Annotated in this window: 21 protein-coding genes; 18 read left to right on the top strand and 3 right to left on the bottom strand. The window is 43.3% G+C overall.

Translation table 11 applies throughout. The features are described 5' to 3' along the window. Positions 1-488: 488 nt before the first annotated feature. The 11 genes from rpoE (at position 489) to acpS (ending at position 9,873) form a co-directional block, all read left to right on the top strand. Positions 489-1,064 (top strand): RNA polymerase sigma factor RpoE, encoded by a 576-nt coding sequence (rpoE, locus tag FE392_RS17775; RefSeq protein WP_319931498.1) that lies wholly within the window; start codon positions 489-491, stop codon positions 1,062-1,064. Positions 1,065-1,096: 32 nt separating this feature from the next. Beyond that, positions 1,097-1,732 carry an anti-sigma-E factor RseA gene (gene rseA / locus FE392_RS17770; RefSeq protein WP_319931497.1) on the top strand — a complete coding sequence of 212 codons (636 nt, stop codon included), beginning with the start codon at positions 1,097-1,099 and terminating at the stop codon, positions 1,730-1,732. Next, entirely contained in the window at positions 1,732-2,691 is a 960-nt protein-coding gene (gene rseB, locus FE392_RS17765) for a sigma-E factor regulatory protein RseB (RefSeq protein WP_319931496.1), read from the top strand. The genes rseA and rseB overlap by 1 nt, the downstream gene beginning before the upstream one ends. Continuing rightward, positions 2,691-3,155, top strand: a complete 465-nt coding sequence (gene rseC / locus FE392_RS17760; protein ID WP_319931495.1) for a SoxR-reducing system protein RseC — start codon at positions 2,691-2,693, stop codon at positions 3,153-3,155. The genes rseB and rseC overlap by 1 nt, the downstream gene beginning before the upstream one ends. 210 nt (positions 3,156-3,365) lie before the next feature. Further along, positions 3,366-5,162: a translation elongation factor 4 gene (lepA, locus tag FE392_RS17755; RefSeq protein WP_319931494.1), complete on the top strand. Its 1,797-nt coding sequence runs from the start codon at positions 3,366-3,368 to the stop codon at positions 5,160-5,162. 20 nt (positions 5,163-5,182) lie between these two features. Beyond that, positions 5,183-6,154, top strand: coding sequence for a signal peptidase I (gene lepB / locus FE392_RS17750; protein ID WP_319931493.1), 972 nt, complete (start codon positions 5,183-5,185; stop codon positions 6,152-6,154). Between the two features lie 209 nt (positions 6,155-6,363). Next, positions 6,364-7,044 (top strand): ribonuclease III, encoded by a 681-nt coding sequence (gene rnc / locus FE392_RS17745; RefSeq protein WP_319931492.1) that lies wholly within the window; start codon positions 6,364-6,366, stop codon positions 7,042-7,044. Continuing rightward, complete coding sequence (era, locus tag FE392_RS17740; protein ID WP_319931491.1) at positions 7,041-7,946, top strand: GTPase Era; 906 nt, start codon at positions 7,041-7,043, stop codon at positions 7,944-7,946. The genes rnc and era overlap by 4 nt, the downstream gene beginning before the upstream one ends. 9 nt (positions 7,947-7,955) lie before the next feature. After that, positions 7,956-8,693, top strand: a complete 738-nt coding sequence (recO, locus tag FE392_RS17735; RefSeq protein ID WP_319931490.1) for a DNA repair protein RecO — start codon at positions 7,956-7,958, stop codon at positions 8,691-8,693. A 68-nt stretch (positions 8,694-8,761) separates the two neighbouring features. Then, complete coding sequence (gene pdxJ, locus FE392_RS17730; RefSeq protein WP_092507803.1) at positions 8,762-9,493, top strand: pyridoxine 5'-phosphate synthase; 732 nt, start codon at positions 8,762-8,764, stop codon at positions 9,491-9,493. After that, positions 9,493-9,873 (top strand): holo-ACP synthase, encoded by a 381-nt coding sequence (gene acpS, locus FE392_RS17725; protein WP_319931489.1) that lies wholly within the window; start codon positions 9,493-9,495, stop codon positions 9,871-9,873. Before pdxJ ends, acpS begins: the two co-directional genes overlap by 1 nt. Positions 9,874-9,875: 2 nt before the next feature. On the opposite strand, the gene FE392_RS17720 is transcribed toward acpS, so the two are convergent. Continuing rightward, complete coding sequence (locus FE392_RS17720) at positions 9,876-10,136, bottom strand: YfhL family 4Fe-4S dicluster ferredoxin (protein WP_319931488.1); 261 nt, start codon at positions 10,134-10,136, stop codon at positions 9,876-9,878. Between the two features lie 395 nt (positions 10,137-10,531). Between FE392_RS17720 and FE392_RS17715 the strand changes: the two genes are divergently transcribed. The 3 genes from FE392_RS17715 (at position 10,532) to FE392_RS17705 (ending at position 13,077) form a co-directional block, all read left to right on the top strand. Next, complete coding sequence (locus FE392_RS17715; protein ID WP_319931487.1) at positions 10,532-11,362, top strand: sulfurtransferase; 831 nt, start codon at positions 10,532-10,534, stop codon at positions 11,360-11,362. An 89-nt stretch (positions 11,363-11,451) separates the two neighbouring features. Further along, a complete protein-coding gene (locus FE392_RS17710; RefSeq protein WP_319931486.1) occupies positions 11,452-12,099 on the top strand; it encodes a hypothetical protein in 648 nt (215 codons plus the stop codon). Positions 12,100-12,174: 75 nt separating this feature from the next. Beyond that, a complete protein-coding gene (locus tag FE392_RS17705; protein WP_319931485.1) occupies positions 12,175-13,077 on the top strand; it encodes a DNA-3-methyladenine glycosylase 2 in 903 nt (300 codons plus the stop codon). Here FE392_RS17705 and fos read toward each other — a convergent pair. Continuing rightward, positions 13,074-13,472: a fosfomycin resistance glutathione transferase gene (gene fos, locus FE392_RS17700; protein WP_319931484.1), complete on the bottom strand. Its 399-nt coding sequence runs from the start codon at positions 13,470-13,472 to the stop codon at positions 13,074-13,076. The two genes, FE392_RS17705 and fos, sit on opposite strands and share 4 nt — an antisense overlap. A 64-nt stretch (positions 13,473-13,536) precedes the next feature. Between fos and FE392_RS17695 the strand changes: the two genes are divergently transcribed. Both FE392_RS17695 and tadA read left to right on the top strand, forming a co-directional pair. Then, positions 13,537-14,196 carry an HD domain-containing protein gene (locus FE392_RS17695; RefSeq protein ID WP_319931483.1) on the top strand — a complete coding sequence of 220 codons (660 nt, stop codon included), beginning with the start codon at positions 13,537-13,539 and terminating at the stop codon, positions 14,194-14,196. A gap of 138 nt (positions 14,197-14,334) precedes the next feature. After that, positions 14,335-14,862 (top strand): tRNA adenosine(34) deaminase TadA, encoded by a 528-nt coding sequence (gene tadA / locus FE392_RS17690; protein WP_319931482.1) that lies wholly within the window; start codon positions 14,335-14,337, stop codon positions 14,860-14,862. Positions 14,863-14,983: 121 nt separating this feature from the next. On the opposite strand, the gene mltF is transcribed toward tadA, so the two are convergent. Continuing rightward, the gene (gene mltF, locus FE392_RS17685) at positions 14,984-16,453 is read right to left on the bottom strand and encodes a membrane-bound lytic murein transglycosylase MltF (protein WP_319931481.1); all 1,470 of its coding nucleotides are present in this window, start codon (positions 16,451-16,453) and stop codon (positions 14,984-14,986) included. 266 nt (positions 16,454-16,719) lie between these two features. On the opposite strand from mltF, the gene purL reads away from it, so the two are divergent. Together purL and FE392_RS17675 are read left to right on the top strand one after the other, a co-directional pair. Further along, complete coding sequence (gene purL, locus FE392_RS17680) at positions 16,720-20,607, top strand: phosphoribosylformylglycinamidine synthase (RefSeq protein ID WP_319931480.1); 3,888 nt, start codon at positions 16,720-16,722, stop codon at positions 20,605-20,607. Between the two features lie 177 nt (positions 20,608-20,784). Beyond that, a complete protein-coding gene (locus FE392_RS17675; protein WP_319931479.1) occupies positions 20,785-20,946 on the top strand; it encodes a hypothetical protein in 162 nt (53 codons plus the stop codon). The last annotated feature ends 317 nt before the right edge of the window (positions 20,947-21,263 follow it).

Here is a 21,263-nt window from a genome sequence, read left to right as displayed (position 1 = left end):
GTTAACGGGAATTACGCGTAACGGAGATCGTACGGATGAAATGGGTTTTGTTTTGCAATGACTATTTTGCAATTAATGAAATCCGCAATTAATGAAGCAAAACTTCCGTTTTCTCGGATTAAAATCGAGTGTCCCGTGAAATAGAAGCTATGATTTGTACTAGGCTCATGCAGTGAATTTCACACAATGAATTTTTAAATTGTGGTGCGACGATTAAGAGAATACCTCTCCGAAGGCATGAATGGTTAAAGTCTTAACATGGTGTTCGGGGAAATGAGCAGCACTGGTCAAGCAATTTAAAAGACAAATGTATAGTCATCAAAGATGTGTGATACAAAAAAACAGGCGGCAGTAATATAAAATTACAGTCAAAGTTGAACTTCACAGTAAATTGATGCTCAAAGTCATGCTTGCTCAGAAAAGCAGGGTTTCATATTAGGATCAGTAAGCATGAATGTGGAGTTTTACCTCAGGAGAGTGAACCTCGGATGAGCGAGCAGTTAACGGATCAAATGCTGATCGAAAAGGTCCAACAAGGCGACCAAAAAGCATTTAATTTGCTGGTAACAAGATACCAGCATAAAGTAGCGAGCTTGCTTGCTCGCTATGTGCCTCAAAGTGATGTCCCGGATGTTGCTCAAGAGGTTTTTATTAAGACTTATCGTGCGCTTTCATCTTTCCGTGGAGATAGCGCTTTTTATACATGGTTATATCGTATCGCTGTTAATACTGCGAAGAACTATTTGGTTGCTCAGGGGCGGCGTCCACCATCCAATGATCTGGATGCCAATGATGCAGAAACTTACGATACGTCAAGTTCTTTAAAAGAAATTTCGAACCCTGAGAACTTAATGTTGTCTGAAGAGTTAAAGGAAGTAGTTTTCCGTACGATTGAATCGCTTCCGGAAGATTTACGGGTAGCGATTACACTGAGGGAATTGGATGGGTTGAGCTATGAAGAAATAGCTGACATCATGGAATGTCCTGTCGGTACAGTACGGTCACGAATTTTCCGGGCAAGGGAAGCCATTGATAATAAAGTTCAGCCGCTAATCCAGCAGTAGTGGGACAAAACAATATTTAAGGGTACTTTGGCATGCAAAGAGAAAAACTTTCCGCATTGATGGATGGAGAAGCTCTTGATAATGAAGTCATTCATTCGGTCTCTGAAAATGCAGATATGCAAAAGCAGTGGGAAAGATACCACCTTGTTCGTGATGTAATGCGCGGTGATGTAGGGAAAGTGTTGCATCTTGATATTGCGAGTCAAGTAGCATTGGCACTGGAAAAAGAGCCTATTCACATCAATCCAGCGGCCGTTTTAGAGTCCCAACCAAAGCCTGAAACGTGGGCCAAGCTACCTTTTTGGTCGAAAATCCGCCCTTGGGCAAGCCAGATTTCACAAGTCGGCATGGCTGCATGTGTATCTTTGGCAGTGATCATTGGTGTCCAGCAGTACAATAGTGGTGATAATGGTACTGAAACGGATACTCAATTTGATACCCCTGTTTTCAATACATTGCCAGTGATAGGAGCTGCTTCTCCTGTAGGCTTGACCGCCCCGGATGATGATGCTTTCGGCGGTGATTTAAATATGCGGGTCAGGGAAAGTAATAAGCGCATCGATGCAATGTTACAGCAGTATGAACTTGACCGACGCATTCACGCTGAAAATAATCAGAAAGCGGCACAAGTTGCTCAGCCATCTGGAGTGCAGGCACAACAACAGTAATGAAACGTGTTTGGTTTTTCATTCTATTATTGGCGGGTAGCCTATTTAATCCCCTCAAAGCTTCGGCACAGGAAAACAATGCCGAAGCTTTGTTGCAGGAAATGAACCGTTCTGTACAAACATTGAACTATGAATTGGGGTTCATTAACTTATCGCAGCAATTTCTCATTCCTTTGCGTTATCGCCACGCCATTATCGGCGGCCAACCCATTGCTCAAATCATACAGATGGATGGTTCACGTCGCGAAATTGTCCAGCGCGGCAACCAAATCAGCTATTATGAACCGGGGCTGGATTCATTCAGCTTACAGGGCAATCATATTGTTGATTATTTCCCGCCGATCATTTTTGCCAATGTTGCACAATTGCAGAAATACTATCGCTTTATTGATGCGGGTAGTTCGCATGTTGGTGATCATCCAGCGCACTTTGTCCGCATCATTTCGAAAGATGATTACCGCTATAACTATAACCTTCTGATTGATGAAAAAAATCATCTCCCTTTGCTCATTGAATTGTTGGACAGAGATAATATTACTGTCATTGAGCAATTTCGTGTTGTTTCATCAACGGTGAGTGACTACATCAAAAATGAGCTGAATGCGATTACTTATTTGAAGTTACCACCGATGTTACTGATCCCGCCTTCTGAAAAATTGAAATTCAATTGGCGGGTTGGAACACTACCCGAAGGATTCAAAGAAATTTCCCGTAGCAGCCGTAAACTGTCAGAGACTGAATGGTTAGAATCCATCATGTATAGCGATGGGTTATTTAATTTTTCTGTTAATGTTGTGAATTCCGGCCAAAAGGTTGTAGATGAACAACCATTTCGGCAAGGCAGACGAACGGTTTATACTTTATCCAGAGATAAAAATCATATTTCAGTTATTGGTGAACTGCCGTTCGCAACCGCCAAGAGAATTGCTGAAAATGTAGTGTTTACGGGAGAAAACTGATGGTTAAAGAATGGGCAACAGTTGTTCATTGGCAACAAGGTCGCGCATTGCTACGTTATGGTTCATCTTCCGGCTGTGGGAGTTGTCAGGCTAAAGCGGCCTGTGGTTCTTATCTGCTGGAAAAAATAGGGCCAGAAAACATCCATCAATTGGAATTGGAAATTTCTCAACCTCTTCAGCCCGGCCAGAAAGTGGAAGTGGGTATTCCTGAAAGTAGTTTGCTGCGTTCAGCAATGCTAGTCTATTTAACACCGCTATTGGGATTATTTCTGGGAGCTGCTTTTTTCCAGGTCTGGACATCTGAACAATTATGGATATGTCTGGGTGGAATCGGTGGTGGTTTTGCTGGTTTTTTCATCGCTCGCAAAATTGCTACGTATTGGGATAAGCTGCAAGCCTACCAGCCAGTTGTATTACAAATTGGTTTGCCTCCTGATACGATTAAGGTTCTACAGCAAGAATAATCTGTTTTACCATACGAGTTTCAATTTTATTTGTCATACTGAAAACCGCAGGTCATACCGAAAACAGCAGGCATGACTAGGTTTTCATAGGTTTGGCATGTAGAATACGGCTCCTCAGGCCAGTGGCCGAACTATAAACTGTCGCTTTATGTCCATCAGTGTGTCCATAGGCGAATGATTCAGAAATACTAAGGCAAAAAAGATTTAATAATGAAGCAAATACGAAATTTCTCCATTATCGCCCACATCGACCACGGTAAGTCCACATTATCTGACCGAATTATTCAAATTTGTGGGGGACTGTCAGATCGCGAAATGGCAGCTCAAGTACTGGATTCAATGGATCTTGAACGTGAACGTGGCATCACTATCAAGGCACAAAGCGTTACCCTTGATTACAAGGCAAATGATGGTCAAGTTTATCAATTAAATTTCATTGATACGCCGGGGCATGTTGACTTCTCTTACGAAGTTTCCCGTTCTTTGGCAGCCTGTGAAGGTGCCTTGTTGGTTGTTGATGCAGGGCAAGGGGTGGAAGCCCAGACTCTGGCTAACTGTTATACCGCTATCGAAATGGATCTGGAAGTTGTTCCGGTTCTGAACAAGATTGACCTTCCAGCCGCGGAACCAGAGCGCGTTGCAGAAGAAATCGAAGATATTGTTGGTATCGATGCTACAGATGCTGTTCGTTGCTCGGCCAAAACAGGCGTTGGCGTGCAGGATGTCATCGAGCGTCTGGTAAAAGAAATTCCAGCACCAGAAGGAGATCCTGAAGCGCCATTGCAAGCTCTGATCATCGATTCATGGTTTGACAATTACCTTGGCGTAGTTTCACTGGTTCGTATTAAAAACGGGACACTGCGCAAAGGCGATAAAGTTAAGGTCATGAGCACAGGGCAGGTGTATAACGCTGACCGTCTGGGTATTTTCACGCCTAAGCGTATCGATCGTGATGTGCTGAATTGTGGTGAAGTAGGTTGGTTGGTTTGTGCTATCAAAGATATTTTGGGCGCTCCGGTTGGTGATACATTGACAACCGCACGTCATCCTGCTGAAAAAGCCCTGCCTGGCTTCAAGAAAGTTAAACCTCAGGTTTATGCCGGATTGTTCCCGATAAGCTCTGATGATTATGAAGCGTTCCGCGATGCATTGGGTAAACTGAGCCTGAATGATGCCTCATTATTCTATGAGCCAGAAAGCTCTACCGCATTGGGCTTCGGCTTCCGCTGTGGTTTCCTTGGTCTGCTGCACATGGAAATCATTCAGGAACGTCTGGAACGTGAGTATGATCTCGATTTAATTACAACGGCCCCAACGGTTGTTTATGAAGTTGAGACCACGGGTGGTGATATTATTTACGTTGACAGTCCATCCAAGTTACCGGCATTGAACAGTATTAACGAATTGCGTGAACCGATTGCAGAATGTCACATGTTGTTGCCGAAAGAATACCTTGGCAACGTCATTACGCTCTGCGTGGAAAAACGCGGTGTGCAAACTAATATGGTTTATCACGGTAATCAGGTTGCACTGACTTACGAAATTCCGATGGCTGAAGTTGTTCTGGATTTCTTTGACCGATTGAAATCAACATCTCGTGGTTATGCGTCGCTGGATTATAATTTTGTCCGCTTCCAGAACTCAGACATGGTGCGTGTGGATGTACTGATTAACGGCGAGCGTGTTGATGCGCTGGCGTTGATTACTCACCGTGACAACTCACAATACCGTGGTCGTGAGCTGGTGGAAAAAATGAAAGAGCTTATTCCACGTCAGCAATTTGATATTGCTATTCAGGCAGCCATTGGGACACACGTTATTGCGCGGTCTACAGTGAAGCAATTACGTAAAAACGTACTTGCTAAATGCTATGGCGGTGACGTTAGCCGTAAGAAAAAGCTATTGCAGAAACAGAAAGAAGGTAAGAAGCGCATGAAGCAGGTCGGAAACGTCGAACTGCCACAAGAAGCCTTCTTAGCGATTCTGCATGTTGGAAAAGATAACTAACAAGGTCGTAAGGAGTTTAAATGGCTAACACTTTTGCCTTGATCTTAACGTTAGCAACGTTAATTACCGGAATTTTCTGGTGTATCGAGCGATTTAAACTTGCTCCTGCCCGCAAGAAGAAGCTGGCTAGCCTTCAGGAACAAGTAGCAGGCGCGGAAGCTCAGGAAGCTTTGGCTAAGGATCTTAATAAACCATCATGGTTTGATACAATTGCATCTGTCTTTCCGGTGTTAGCCATTGTTTTGGTTTTGCGTTCTTTTGTCTACGAGCCTTTTCAGATCCCTTCCGGCTCAATGATGCCGACATTGTTGATTGGGGATTTTATTCTGGTTGAAAAATTCGCCTATGGCTTGAAAGACCCGATTACGCAAACAACCTTGATTAAAACGGGTGAACCGAAACGTGGAGATGTCGCTGTCTTCAAATTTCCAAAAGATCCGAGTATCGATTTTGTTAAACGGATTGTTGGCTTGCCGGGAGACAAAGTTGTTTACGATTATGTCAAAAAAGAGCTACAAATTTACCCGGGTTGCGGTTGGCAGGCCGAATGTAAAGGTGATTTGCCTGTTGTCTATCGTGATGATTTTCCGAGCGAATGGACGATTAGAGACGATATAACTCCAGAAGGGCTCCGCTTGAGAGGTGTTTATCAAATTCCTCTTGATGAACCATTGGGTGCATATTCTCTTCGTCAAACGGAACGGATTGAGAGCTTAGGGAACGTGTCTCATCATGTTCTGATGATCCCTCCTGTTTCATCGGTGCCACACTTCCGTCAAGACGGCTTGCCGGTAGGGACATGGGTAGTTCCTGAAGGCCACTATTTTGCGATGGGTGATAACCGCGATAATAGTGCAGATAGCCGCGAATGGGGATTCGTACCAGAGAAGAACCTGGTAGGCCGCGCGACCGCTATCTGGATGAGTTTTGAAAAGCAGGAAGGTGAGTGGCCTACAGGTGTACGCTTAGGCAGAATTGGTGGAATTCACTAATATTTATATATATTAGCGCAGCATTAATTCATCTCACAGTGTAGAATATTCTTTCAAACATGAAGACTGGCTCCTTAAGGTAAGGCCTACATTAGGGAGCCAGTGCAAACGCAACAGTTTTGTAAGGCTATATATTATAAGAAATATATAGCTTCACAGGTCTGTTGCGTGTGCTTTTATTTGATGAATTCTAACTGAATTGGTAGCACATGAACGCCATAATAACGAATCGGTTACAACGTAAGCTAGGATATACCTTCACACAGCAGGATTTATTGCTTCAAGCTTTGACTCACCGTAGTGCCAGCAGTAAGCATAATGAACGTCTGGAATTTCTTGGTGACTCTATTCTAAGTTTTGTCATTGCCAATGCACTCTATCATCGTTTTCCCCGGGTGGATGAAGGGGACATGAGCCGTATGCGGGCAACTTTGGTGCGTGGCAATACATTGGCAGAGTTGGCCAGAGAGTTTGAATTAGGCGAATGCCTGCGTTTGGGGCCGGGCGAGCTAAAAAGCGGGGGGCATCGTCGGGAATCCATTTTAGCGGACAGTATCGAAGCCTTAATCGGCGCGATCTTTCTTGATAGCGATATTAAGATGATTGAAAAAATTATCTTGAATTGGTATGAAACCCGCTTGAATGAAATCAGCCCAGGCGATAAACAAAAAGATCCAAAAACCCGTTTACAAGAATATTTGCAAGGGCGTCATTTGCCGTTGCCAACATATCTGGTTGTTCAAGTTCGTGGGGAAGCACACGATCAGGAATTTACAATTCACTGTCAGGTCAGTGGATTTGAACAGCCTGTCAGAGGAATAGGTTCCAGTCGCCGCAAGGCAGAACAGGCGGCTGCGGAACAAGCATTAAAACAACTGGAGCTTGAATGAGCGAAGAAAAAAACTATTGCGGATTTGTTGCAATAGTCGGTCGGCCTAACGTCGGTAAATCAACTTTGTTGAACCAATTATTGGGCCAAAAAGTATCTATCACCTCCCGTAAACCCCAAACGACTCGCCATCGTATTATGGGAATTCATACGGAAGGTGCATATCAAACAATTTATGTTGATACACCGGGCCTTCATATTGAAGAAAAACGTGCAATCAACCGATTAATGAACCGTGCGGCGAGCAGTTCTATTGGTGATGTTGAACTGGTTATTTTTGTCGTGGAAGGCACGAACTGGACACCTGATGATGAAATGGTGGTGAATAAACTGCGCCACTTGCGTTGCCCGGTTCTGCTTGCCATCAACAAAGTGGACAATGTAACCGATAAAACAATTCTACTGCCGCACATTGGCTTCCTTAGCCAGCAAATGAATTTCATTGATGTGGTGCCGATCAGCGCAGAAAAAGGCATGAATGTTGATACCATTGCCAAACTTGTGCGTGATCACATTCCACAGGCAGATCATCATTTTCCGGAAGATTATATCACTGACCGCTCACAGCGTTTCATGGCGTCAGAAATTATCCGTGAAAAACTGATGCGCTTTCTGGGTGATGAATTACCGTATTCAGTGACCGTGGAAATTGAGCAGTTTGTTGTCAATGAGCGTGGTGGTTATACCATCCACGGTTTGATTCTGGTGGAGCGGGATGGCCAGAAGAAAATGGTAATTGGCAATAAAGGCAGCAAAATCAAAACGATTGGTACAGAAGCCCGCCAGGATATGGAAAGACTGTTTGATGTCAAAGTCCATTTGGAATTATGGGTAAAAGTGAAAGCAGGTTGGGCTGATGATGAACGAGCGCTGAGAAGCCTCGGTTACATCGACGATTTATAAGGCTGACTTGTGGACGGCTGGCAGAGAGCCTTTGTACTCCACGGGCGCCCTTACAGTGAAACGAGTTTGTTGCTGGATTTTTTCACTGAAAATGAAGGGCGGGTGCGCGTTTTAGCGAAAGGTGCACGCAGCCGTCGTTCTCATCTAAAAGGTTGTTTACAGCCTTTCACCCCGTTACTTATCCGCTGGAGCGGGCGGGGTGAAATCAAAACCCTCCGGGATGCAGAACCTATCTCATTAGCGCTTCCTCTAACGGGAAGCGTGCTTTACAGTGGCTTGTATGTTAACGAGCTTCTATCCCGAGTTCTTGAACAAGGGACGGCATACCCCACACTTTTCTTCGATTATCTCCAATGCTTACAAGTGCTTGCGGCAAGCGATTCCACGCCGGAATATGCCTTGCGCCGTTTTGAATTAGCGCTGTTGACCAATATGGGATACGGTGTAGATTATTTGCACTGTGCAGGTAGTGGAGAGCCTGTATCAGATACTATGACGTATCGCTATCGTGAAGAAAAAGGATTTATCGCGAGTTTGGTTATTGATCACTATAGCTTTACTGGTCACGAATTAAAGTCATTGGCAACCGGTGAATTCCCTGATCATGCAAGCTTAAGGGCGGCTAAGCGTTTCACGCGCATTGCATTAAAACCCTACTTGGGGGGGAAACCTCTGAAGAGTCGCGAACTATTTCGTCAATTTGTACGTAAGAAAACGGATCTTCCCAATAAGAAAAATGAAAATTAAAGTAAGGCACACAAGTATCATGAAAAGTGTAGACTTATCTGAATCTTATATTCTTTCAGGAGTTAAAAATGGCTGAGATATTGTTAGGTATCAACATTGATCATATTGCGACCTTGCGTAATGCCCGCGGGACGAAATACCCTGATCCGGTTCAGGCTGCATTTATTGCAGAGCAGGCAGGGGCTGATGGTATAACGATTCACTTGCGTGAAGATCGCCGCCATATTACCGATAGAGATGTTCAATTATTAGAAAAAACAATTCAAACCCGTATGAACCTCGAAATGGCCGTAACAGATGAGATGGTTGGCATTGCCGTTCAAACCAAACCTGCTTTCTGTTGTCTGGTTCCTGAAAAACGTGAGGAAGTTACAACGGAAGGCGGATTGGATGTTGCCGGGCAGAAAGCACACATTGCCAAGGCTGTAAAAACTTTATCAGAAGCGGGGATTCAAGTTTCTTTATTTATCGATGCGGATCACCAGCAAATTGACGCTGCGGCTGAAGTTGGGGCACCATTTATTGAAATTCATACAGGTGCATATGCTGATGCTGAAAATGAAATCCAGCAGGAAAAAGAGTTTCAGCGCATTAAAGAAGCCGTCACTTACGCCGCAGGGAAAGGCCTTACAGTCAATGCGGGTCATGGATTAACCTATCACAATGTTCAACGCATCGCCGCCCTGCCTGAAATTTACGAATTGAATATTGGTCACGCTATCATTGGCCGCGCGGTATTCAGTGGATTATCCGCTGCTGTGGCAGACATGAAAGCGTTGTTGCGGGAAGCCCGCAGTTAATGGCCATTATTGGGTTAGGCACTGATATTGTCGAAATATCCCGCATTGAGGAAATTGTCGGGCGTTCAGGAGAACGCTTGGCAAAGCGGATTCTGAGTGACGGGGAATGGTTGCAATATCAACAACATAATCAACCTATCCGCTTCCTTGCAAAACGGTTTGCTGTCAAAGAAGCGGCTGCCAAAGCATTTGGGACAGGGATCCGCAATGGATTGGCGTTTAATCAGTTTGAAGTGATCAACGATCCACTGGGAAAACCGACCTTAAAGCTTCATGGAGAGGCGAGTTTATTGGCAAATACACTGAATGTGAAATCAATGCACGTTACACTGGCAGATGAACGGCGCTATGCCTGTGCGACAGTGATATTGGAAAGCTAAACTCAGATCTTATCAGCATGGTGCAGGAGCACAAATTTATCCCACAATTGCTCCTCGGTTTCCTGATGGTCAGGATCAAGGATGATGGTATTGGTGATAGGGCAGACAGACTGGCAAGTTGGCTTTTCGTAATGCCCTATACACTCAGTACAGCGTTCGGGTTCTATTTCGTATATTTCTTCACCCATCGTGATGGCCTGATTAGGGCATTCGGGTTCACACATATCGCAATTAATACAGCGTTTAGTAATTAATAGTGCCACTTCAACCTCTTGCAAAATTCTTATATCTATATCAGTCAATGACGTGAAATTTCCATCTACTATTTTCACTTTTTTGCTGGCTTTTTGTACAGTCTGAATTACTTTAACAAACCCTATTCTGTAACGCAAAACAGCAATGCAAAGCTATTTTAGGCGCCTAAAATAATGCAGTGTGTGACACTAATCAATTAACGTTTTGATATACCGGGATTTACAGTGAAAAAATACGGTAACATAAACGAATAAAAATCCAGAGTAGCAATATTTCTCCATACTGTTTGTAAATCAAATATAAAATAAATGTTGGAAATGCTGTTTGTTTCGTCTTATAAATAGGGCGATAACTTAAACAATCATCTGGAATGAAGATTATTTTTAATGAATGGTGGTATAAAATGGAAGGCAATTTAGTATCAACCGATTGGCTGTCTAAGCATATTGATGATCCCAATATTATTATCTTAGATGCCACATCAGATAGTGTGCATGACAATAACACCAAAACTAATAACAAAGCTTATATTCCCGGTTCATTATTTTTTGATTTGAAAGGTAAATTTTCTGATCCTGATTCCGCATTGGTACACACAGCGCCCACTTATGATCATTTCAGAGAGAATGTTCGTAAGATGGGAATTTCTTCTGATGATATTGTTATTATTTACGATGCGAAGGGAATACATTTCTCACCCAGGGCGTGGTGGCTATTTAAATTGATGGGACATGAAAAAGTTTTTGTATTAGATGGCGGGTTAAAAAAATGGCTGGCTGAGGGGCGTCATGTTGATATTGCACCTAAAATGCCAAAAAATAATTCTTTCTGGGAAGGGGCATATAATAAAGCGCTCATCGCCTCTAAAGAAGAAATACTTGTAAAATGTTACTCTGATTCCGATACCATTATTGATGTCAGATCTCATGAGCGATTTAGAGGTGCTGTGGCTGAACCTCGTGAAGGGTTGAGATCAGGGCATATACCCAATTCAATTAACCTGCCGTTTGAACAATTATTGGATGGCTGCTGTTATAAACCATCCGATGAATTAAAAAGCATTTTTACAGAAAAGAAAATCGATTTAGAGAGTGTGCTTTATTTTTATTGTGGTTCGGGGGTTACGGCATGTATTGCTTTACTGGCAGCTTATCAGTGTGGGTATAAAAAAGTGTGTCTCTATGATGGCTCTTGGGCCGAATGGGGAGCTATTGAACATTTACCCATTGAATAAAGAGAAATATGGCTATCGTTAAGAAAGTGCTCACAGGTATTCATCATGGTATATACTTAAGTATGTTTTACATTCTTTAGAGCAAAAACATGATTGATTACATTGTAAAATATGGTAACGATATCGTGAAAGTTTTGGGTTCTATCGGGACTTTTGTGGGCATCATTTTGTCCATACTAAAGAAGCTTTATGCGGATGTGAGTGTTTTTAGAGAAAGAAAAGCAAATAAATATATTAAATATTTAAATCAGTATGATAACTATTTGGATGATTTAAGTAAAAAATACATTAAATATGAAATATCGTCTGAAATAATGTTTGAAATTACAAAAATAAAATCCGATAAATTCAGGGGGATATTTATCAGATTGAAAGAAAATGGCTTAAGTTCTGAGTACTTAGATGTTCTGAAAAAATTAAGGGCCTATACTGTTTTGGACTCCGGTGTCGTTCAGGTTAAGACTAAATCTTTTTATTATATTATCTATTGTTTTGAAAAGTTATTCTCAGCCTATTTCTTTATTCTGGCATTTGTTGTACTGATTGTTTTTTTATTTAAGGGAGATGAGATCAGTAATATCATTGGCAGTGCGTTGAATTTATTTTTAGTTGTTTTAAGTATGGGGTTACTTATGGGGTTTGGCATATATCTATTAACATTAAGTCCATCAAAATATCAAATTAAAGAATTAAATGAAGAACTGAGTAAATATAAAATAGATGGTGAAAATTTGTAGTTTATTTATGTTGTTTTTAAGCTTGGTGTCTGTTAGAACATTAGCTTAATTTTATATGACTGTGGAGCTATTTTAATGCAAGCAAGTTGTGTAACGGAAATAAAACTACCCAGTAATTATCATACGAATGACTTACTGGCATTTCATCAGCGGGATGAAATGGGGGTGTCTGAAGTCGTGCAGCAAAACCAAATTAAAAAAGGCGTTATTTGGCACGGAACTCCCGCCCTTTTGACTATTGCAATTGAAAATAATACCGCTCAAGTACAACTTGATATTGATGGTGATAACACTCTTTCATCACATAATGCATTATCAATTCTGGCTTCACATATGTTGGGGCTGAACCAGCCCATAGAGAAATTTGAATCCCTATATCAAGGGCATCCTGTCATTGGAGAGCTAGTTACTAGACAGGCAGGGCTAAGAATTTATCAATCAGCAACCCCTTTTGAAGCATTAAGTTGGGCAATCATAGGCCAGCAAATTAGCGTAAGTGCAGCAATTTCTATTCGGCGTCGTTTTATTCAGGCAATCGGCACTCAACACTCGTCAGGGTTATTGTGTCATCCAGATTATCAGCAGGTAATGCGGTGTTCGGAGCAAGAATTGCGCCAATGTGGTTTTTCTGTCGGGAAAGCCAATGCATTACTGAATGCCAGTCGGCTTATTGATTCTGGTGCAATCGAATTAGTTATCCCAGAAAGGGAAAATGGGGCTCAACAATTAACGGATAATTTACTTGCCATTAAGGGAGTGGGTATGTGGACAGTAAATTATACTTTGCTGAGAGGGTTTAATTATCTGAATGGTTCATTGCATGGCGATGTTGCCGTCAGGCGCAATCTTCAATATCTGCTCAGGCAAGAAGAAAAAGTCAGCGCTGAGCAGGCAGAAGAATGGTTGGCGGATTTCACTCCTTGGAAAGCATTGGTTGGTGCCCATTTATGGCGGCAGCAATCCAGCAGTGGATATTAATACCACACCAATCCCTGGTAAGGGTTGGTTCGGAGTGAATCAAGGCGGCTGGCAAGCGAACCGACATGGATTTCAAGCTGATGCCCATCAGGGTCAAGCAGGTAAATTGATTCCCCTTCGCTGCGGTTTTCTTTCCATTGCGGTATACCCGCAGCCAATAATTTTTTCTTGAAAGCAGAAAAATCGCCAACTGAAATAGTAAAGGCAATGTGGGTATAATCTTGTGCTGGTTTAGTTTCATCGCAAGAAAGGCAAAGCCATAACTCCCCGAGGCTCAGATAAGCGCCATTCTGCCAACGTACATGCGGCCTGAATCCAAGCTGATTAATATAGAAATCCAAACTATGTTCCAGGTTTGAAGTAGTCAGAGTTATGTGGTTAAGGCCGGTCAGCATGGTTGTTAATCCTTCTGTTTTTATCTATGTCGATATTATATACATAAAAAGAGGCTCTTCGATTATGTTATCTTTTTCACCTTTTACAGATTTAGCGCAACAACTTTTACCAATGGCGATAGAAGGTGATGATGGTGCCCATGATATTGCCCACCTTCATCGTGTATGGCTGAATGCCAAGCAAATTTGCGAAGCTGAATCTGGCAATTTGCAGTTAGTTTTTGTGGCTGTGCTATTGCATGATTGTGTGAGTGTTGAAAAAAACTCACCAAACAGGCCCTTTGCTTCACGCATGGCGGCAGAAAAAGCTGAATTGATATTGAAAAATCTGGGGTGGAATGAGAAGGATATTGCGGATATTTGTCACGCTATCGAAGCCCATAGTTTTTCAGCCAATATAACCCCCAGAACGTTGGAAGCCAAAATTGTACAAGATGCGGATCGGTTGGACTCCTTGGGTATGATTGGTATCGGGCGCTGCTTTTATACTGCCGGCCGCATGGGGTCTTCGTTGTATGATGTTAGTGACCCGCTGGCAACACAGCGTGAATATGATGATAAGGCTTATGTTATCGATCACTTTTATACCAAATTATTCAAGTTAGAGTCTGGTTTTCAGACTCTATCGGGCAGGAAATTAGCCCGCGAGAGAGTAGAACGTATGAAGCAATTCCTTGATGCTTTTCTTGATGAAGTTCAGGTCGAGCCTGAATTAATTAATTGAAATGAATAAAGAGCAATAAATAATATACGCAATGGATTTCAAGTTGCTTTGCAGTCAACAAAGAAGCAGCTTGAAAGACGAAATGTATAGTGACAATGACCTGCTATCCCCGGTTTTTTAAAAGTAAGAGAATGCGTAGTGACAGAAATACATGCAGTAACTGAAATATATAGCGATGAGTATTGGATGCGTCGGGCAATGGATTTGGCAATACAAGCACAAGAGCGAGGTGAGATCCCCGTTGGGGCTGTATTGGTTGCCGATAATAAAGTTATTGCTGAAGGGTTTAATCACCCGATAACCGAACATGATCCAACTGCACATGCAGAAATCATAGCCCTGCGCCGTGGTGGCAGCCAATTACAGAATTATCGCCTGTTGAATACGACACTGTATGTCACTTTGGAACCTTGCATAATGTGTGCGGGAGCAATGGTACACAGCCGGATACAGCGTTTAGTTTATGGTGCCAGCGATATGAAAACGGGTGCAGCAGGATCATTGGTTGATATTTTGCGCCATCCGGGTATGAACCATAAGGTCGAAATTACAAGCGGTGTTTTGGCTGAGGAGTGTTCTGCGATGTTGAGTGCTTTTTTTAAACAAAGAAGGGAGCAGCACAAGGCATTGAAGAAATTAAAGAATCAGCAACAAGAGCTATCATAGCGGCAGGGCTTAATTTATCGAAATGTACTGGCTCAGATAATGGGCTAGTACAGGTAAAATGCCTGAACCAGCGATTCCATTTATCTAATACATAATAATAACCGAATGAAAATCAAAGAGATTATTTATCCTTGTTCTTATCATTTTGACTGGCCTCAGGTTCAGGTTCGCTGATTGAGGTGATCTCAGTTTTATTTTCCTCCGTGTTCTCACGATTATTTTTTGCCCGCAAATATCCTTCCAGACTCAAATAATAACGCCGAATATTTTCAACGTAGCGGTAAGCCTCATAGCCGCGTGCATAGCCATACGTTGTATTGGTGTAGTATTTTTTCTTGCTTAATTGGGGCAGGCGAGTTTTAACATCGAGCCAGCTATCAGGATTGCCTTTTTGTGCAGCAGTTAATTTTCTGGCATCAAGGATATGCCCATATCCCATATTATAAGCGGCGAGGGCGAACCAGATGCGCTCATCTTCAGGGATGGTTTTTGGCAGGCGCTCCATTAAATAATGCAGATAAGCCATGCCGCCTTTTACACTCTCTTCTGGATCCAAGCGGTCACGTATTCCTGCCCATTCTGCTGTCGGGCGGGTGAGCATCATCAGGCCACGAACACCTGTGGGGGATGTAGCCAACGGATCCCAATGTGATTCTTGCCATGCAATTGCAGCGACTAATTGCCAGTCAAGTGAACCTGCATACTTTTCAAAAAGTGTCTGGTATGTGGGCAATAACTTATTGATTGCGCGAATAAATGAAATAGTATCGAAATAATCGAATGAGCCAACATGGCTAAAATACTTTTCTTGTAGCCGAGACATAATGCCGTTTTCAGCCAGCATACTGAAAAAATCAAGCATGGCGGAGTTGAGGCTATAGTCATCATTGCGTTTTAAATACCAAGTCAGTGGACGCTCTTCGCTAACGTCAAAAGCAACGGCTAGATTGGGATGAATACGCTGTTGCAGTGCCAGGCTGATTGAATCGCTGATTGTATAATCTATTTTTCCATCAGAAAGTTGCTCAAGTAATTGCTGAGTGTTCTCGTGCGAGGTTTCATCCCAACTCAAATCAGGGAAAGATTCCTCTTTCCATTTTTTCAGCTCACTGGCATGGGCAGAGCCAGCGGTGACGATGAGCTTGCCGTTTAAATCAGCAAATGAACGTGGGCGTGCTGTCCCTTTGCGATAGACCAGTTGCTGTAAGACTAAAGAATAAGCAGGGCCGGTGCGTGTTTGGGATAGCCTTTCTTTATTGTAGATAAGACCTGCCGCTAAAAAATCGGCTTTATCATTCTTTAAATCGTCAAAAAGCTGGTTAATGTTGGTTCTAAACTTAATAACGAGTTTAACCCCAAGATAATCAGCAAACCGTTTGGTTAATTCATAGTCAAAACCTGTTGGCTCATTTTTGTTGTTAAGGGTAATTAGAGGTGAACGGATAGTACTAACCCGAAGTTCTCCTCGTGCCAAAATTTTGTTTATCTGCTCCTGCTGTTGATTGGGCCAATTGATGTTCAGACCAATGATTGCTGCGGAGAGGAGCGCGATAATAACGATAACAAAATAATTTATCTTTATATTACTCAAATAGTTATCTCTCACCAGTGCAGTTTGGGCTCAATATGAAACGCCAGATGATAGCATGGTTAAATTTCCAGTAATCGAGAATTTTGCTGAACAAAATAGGGTTGTGCAACCTTATTAAATCAATTTTGGAATCTTACTAAATGTATCATTAGTCTAATAAATAACCACGCAAACGGTTTCGTCGGGTGAAACATTCCTCTATAATGGGCAAAGTTCCCCTGAGGCATCAGTCAGGCTTTGCTTCTAAGATGAGAGAATCTATTACTATGGAAATTCTGCGTGGCTCTCCCGCTTTATCAGCGTTTCGTATTACTAAGCTCCTTTCCCAATGTCAAGACAAGAGCCTTCCTGTTACAGAGCTCTATGCGGAATATGTGCATTTTGCAGAGACTAATGCTCCGATCACGGGCGATGAACGAGAGAAATTAAACCGACTGTTAAAATATGGCCCTTCTTTGGCTGAACATGAACCCAAAGGTCAACTACTGTTGGTTACTCCTCGCCCGGGAACAATATCCCCTTGGTCATCCAAAGCGACAGAAATTGTTCACAATTGTGGATTGAACAAAATTGTCCGTTTGGAAAGGGGGATTGCTTATTATATTCAGAGTAATGAAATGAGCGATACACAGCGGCAAATCTTGTCTGGGTTGCTGCATGATCGCATGATGGAGAGTGTATTTACCCAGTTCGAACAGGCTGAAATACTGTTTTCCCACCAACAACCTGCCCCGATGAAGCAAATTGATATCTTACAGTCAGGCCGGGCAGCGCTGGAATCTGCCAACCTTGAATTGGGGCTGGCTCTGGCTGCAGATGAAATTGATTATTTGGTGCGGGCTTTTCAGTCCATGGAGCGCAATCCGACTGATGTAGAGCTTTACATGTTTGCTCAGGCAAACTCTGAACACTGCCGCCACAAAATTTTCAATGCGGATTGGGTGATTAATGGCCAGGCGCAGGCTAAGTCGCTGTTCAAGATGATCAAGAATACATTTGAGCAGACACCGGATTATGTTCTTTCCGCTTATAAAGACAATGCCGCCGTGATGGAAGGCTCTCGTGTCGGTCGTTTTTTCCCTGATCCTGCAAGCGGTACCTATGATTATCATCAAGAACCCGCGCATATTCTGATGAAAGTTGAGACGCATAATCATCCAACGGCAATTTCACCGTGGCCCGGCGCAGCGACAGGCTCAGGGGGAGAGATCCGTGATGAAGGAGCAACAGGGCGGGGAGCCAAACCCAAAGCTGGATTGGTGGGCTTTTCTGTCTCTAACTTGAGAATTCCCGGCTTTGAGCAGCCGTGGGAAGAAGATTTTGGCAAGCCTGAACGAATCGTCAGTGCCTTGGATATCATGCTGGAAGGCCCTCTGGGTGGCGCTGCCTTTAACAATGAATTCGGGCGTCCGGCATTGCTGGGATATTTCAGGACATATGAAGAGAAGGTTTATTCCCATAACGGCACCGAACTGCGTGGTTACCACAAACCCATTATGCTGGCCGGGGGGATTGGCAATATTCGCGAGGAACACGTTCAAAAAGGAGAAATCCCGGTCGGGGCAAAATTAATTGTACTTGGTGGGCCAAGTATGAATATCGGCTTGGGAGGAGGAGCGGCATCGTCAATGACATCAGGTCAGTCTGATGCCGATTTGGATTTCGCTTCTGTGCAGCGTGACAATGCAGAGATGGAACGCCGCTGTCAGGAGGTTATTGATAGATGCTGGCAATTGGGTGACAGAAATCCCATTTTGTTTATCCATGATGTCGGGGCGGGTGGATTGTCGAATGCCATGCCTGAATTGGTCAATGATGGTGGCCGGGGTGGGCGCTTTGAATTGCGCAATATTCTCAATGATGAACCGGGAATGAGCCCATTACAGGTATGGTGCAACGAATCTCAGGAGCGCTATGTGCTGGCTGTGGCACCGGAGCAGCTTTCACTGTTTGAAGAAATGTGCCGCCGTGAGCGCGCTCCTTATGCAGTGATTGGGGAAGCAACGCAAGAGCGTCATTTGTTGCTGAATGACAGCCATTTCGATAATCAACCCATCGATATGCCGTTGGATGTCTTGCTCGGCAAAACGCCCAAAATGTTGAAGAATGTCCAGATCTTGACAGCATCAGGGCAGCAATTGGAACGCAAACATATCTCTCTTGAAGAAGCGGTAAAACGTGTTCTGCATTTGCCGGCGGTTGCGGAAAAAACGTTCCTGATAACAATAGGTGACCGTTCCATCACCGGGATGGTTGCCCGCGATCAAATGGTTGGCCCGTGGCAAATCCCTGTGGCCGATTGTGCCGTTACGACCGCCAGTCTGGACAGCTATTATGGCGAAGCCATGTCTATGGGAGAGCGTGCGCCGATCGCATTGCTGGATTTTGCTGCTTCCTCCCGCATGGCTGTCGGTGAGGCATTGACTAACATTGCTTCTGCTTATGTGCAGGATTTAAACCGGGTAAAATTATCGGCTAACTGGATGTCAGCATCCGGTCATGCCGGTGAAGACGCCGGTTTGTATGCTGCGGTGAAAGCCGTGGGTGAAGAATTATGTCCGGCGCTGGGATTGACTATCCCGGTAGGCAAAGACTCAATGTCAATGAAAACCCGCTGGAACCAAGATGGGGAAGAGCGTGAAATGACTTCTCCGCTTTCATTGGTTATCAGTGCGTTTGCCCGAGTAGAAGATGTGCGTTATACCGTGACGCCGGAGTTATCAACCGAAGATGACAATGCTTTGCTTCTGATAGACCTTGGAAAAGGGCACAATGCGCTGGGCGGGACTGCATTGGCTCAAGTTTATCGCCAATTGGGAGATAAAACCGCAGATGTCCGAGATGTTGGGCAACTTGCAGGCTTCTTCAAGGCAATTCAGCAACTGATCTCAGAACAGAAATTGCTGGCATACCATGACCGCTCGGATGGTGGTTTGCTGGTAACGCTGGTTGAAATGGCTTTTGCCGGGCATTGTGGCCTGAAGGTGGATATCAGCGCATTTGATGAAGATATTTTGGCTGCACTATTTAACGAAGAATTGGGTGCAGTGATTCAAGTGCGTGAAACTGACAGGGAACCGGTTGAGAAACTGCTGGCAGATTATGGCTTGAGCGAATGCGTGCACTATTTGGGTAAAGCGCGGGTTGGCGATGATTTCGTTATCTCCAGCCATAATATGGAAGTTTACCGTCAAAATCGCAGTGTATTGCGTTTGTGGTGGGCGGAAACAACTTGGCAAATGCAGCGCCTGCGTGACAATCCTGAGTGTGCTGATCAAGAACATCTGGCAAAACAGGATGTGGAAGATCCGGGCCTGAATGTGAAACTATCTTTCAATCCTGCGGAAGATATTGCTGCTTGCTACATTGCAAAACAAGTACGCCCGCGAGTGGCTGTGTTGCGTGAACAGGGTGTCAATTCCCATGTTGAAATGGCTGCCGCATTCCATCGTGCAGGTTTTGAAGCTGTTGATGTGCATATGAGTGACTTGTTGAGCGGCCGTATTTCACTGGCTGAATTTCAGACATTAGTGGCTTGCGGCGGTTTTTCATATGGAGACGTACTCGGTGCGGGGGAAGGCTGGGCGAAATCCATCTTGTTTAATTCACGGGTACGCGATGATTTTGCGAGCTTCTTCGCAAGACCGGATACATTGGCACTTGGGGTATGCAACGGTTGCCAGATGATGTCTAACTTGCATGAGCTGATCCCCGGTACAGAACATTGGCCCCGCTTTGTCCGTAACCGCTCAGAACGCTATGAAGCGCGTTTCAGCTTAGTGGAGGTGGCAGACAGCCCGTCGCTGTTCTTGAAAGATATGGCCGGTTCCCGCTTGCCGGTTGCTGTGGCTCATGGTGAAGGCCAGGTGGAATTCAGAAACAGCCAAAGTTTATCTGAACTTGAAAAACATCAGCAGGTGGCTTTGCGTTTCGTGAATAACTACGGCATGGTGACAGAAAACTATCCGGCAAACCCAAATGGTTCAGTGAACGGGATTACATCGGTGACCAGCCTTGACGGGCGAGTTACAGTGATGATGCCGCATCCTGAAAGGGTATTCCGGACTGTCAGCAACTCTTGGCATCCTAAAGAATGGGGAGAAGATAGTCCGTGGATGCGTATTTTCCGTAATGCACGCAAGCAGCTAGGTTAATTCATCTCATAGCTGCATTCTTATTTTAAAAAGCCCTGAGAATAAATTTTCAGGGCTTTTCTTAAGAAGGATAGGGAGCTAATTATATTATTTATATCTATTTTCATTAATGGGAAAATTGAAAGGCTCGGTGATAACTTATAGAATTCAGCCGGGTTTTTACAAAAGGAGATGAGGATGATTTCAACTATTTTTTCTGCGGTTATTTTTATTCCACTGTTTATGATATTTAGTTATTTTTTTCTTTTAGAGAAAAATTTAAAGAAAACATTAATATCATCATTGCTGGCAGTGACTATTTTCCTATCTATTACATTTGCACCATTTTTACTGCTTTGATTTTCATTAACGCGTTTCTAATGAAAATGTTTTATTGAGTTGAGTTAATGTATTTGTTGCCGTTTTTCATGAATCTTCATTTTTTCATTTAACTTCATGTTGTCAGGTTAAATGTAATTTTGTTGATTTTAAAACAAAAAAGAATAATTTTTTGATATAAGGACATGGGGATGATATTCCTGGCATTAAGGGTAGTTAGAATTATTATTTTTCTTCCATTGTTTATGATAGTCAGCTACTTTTTTATTTCAGACAGAAGCATGAAAAAATCACTGCTATTATCGTTATCTGCTGCGACTATTTTCTTTTTAGTCGAT

Origin of the sequence: Xenorhabdus santafensis (assembly GCF_033949405.1) — a bacterium.
Lineage (GTDB): Bacteria > Pseudomonadota > Gammaproteobacteria > Enterobacterales > Enterobacteriaceae > Xenorhabdus > Xenorhabdus santafensis.
The sequence above is the reverse complement of the archived record's forward strand: the minus strand, read 5'-3'. Positions and strand labels throughout refer to the sequence as shown.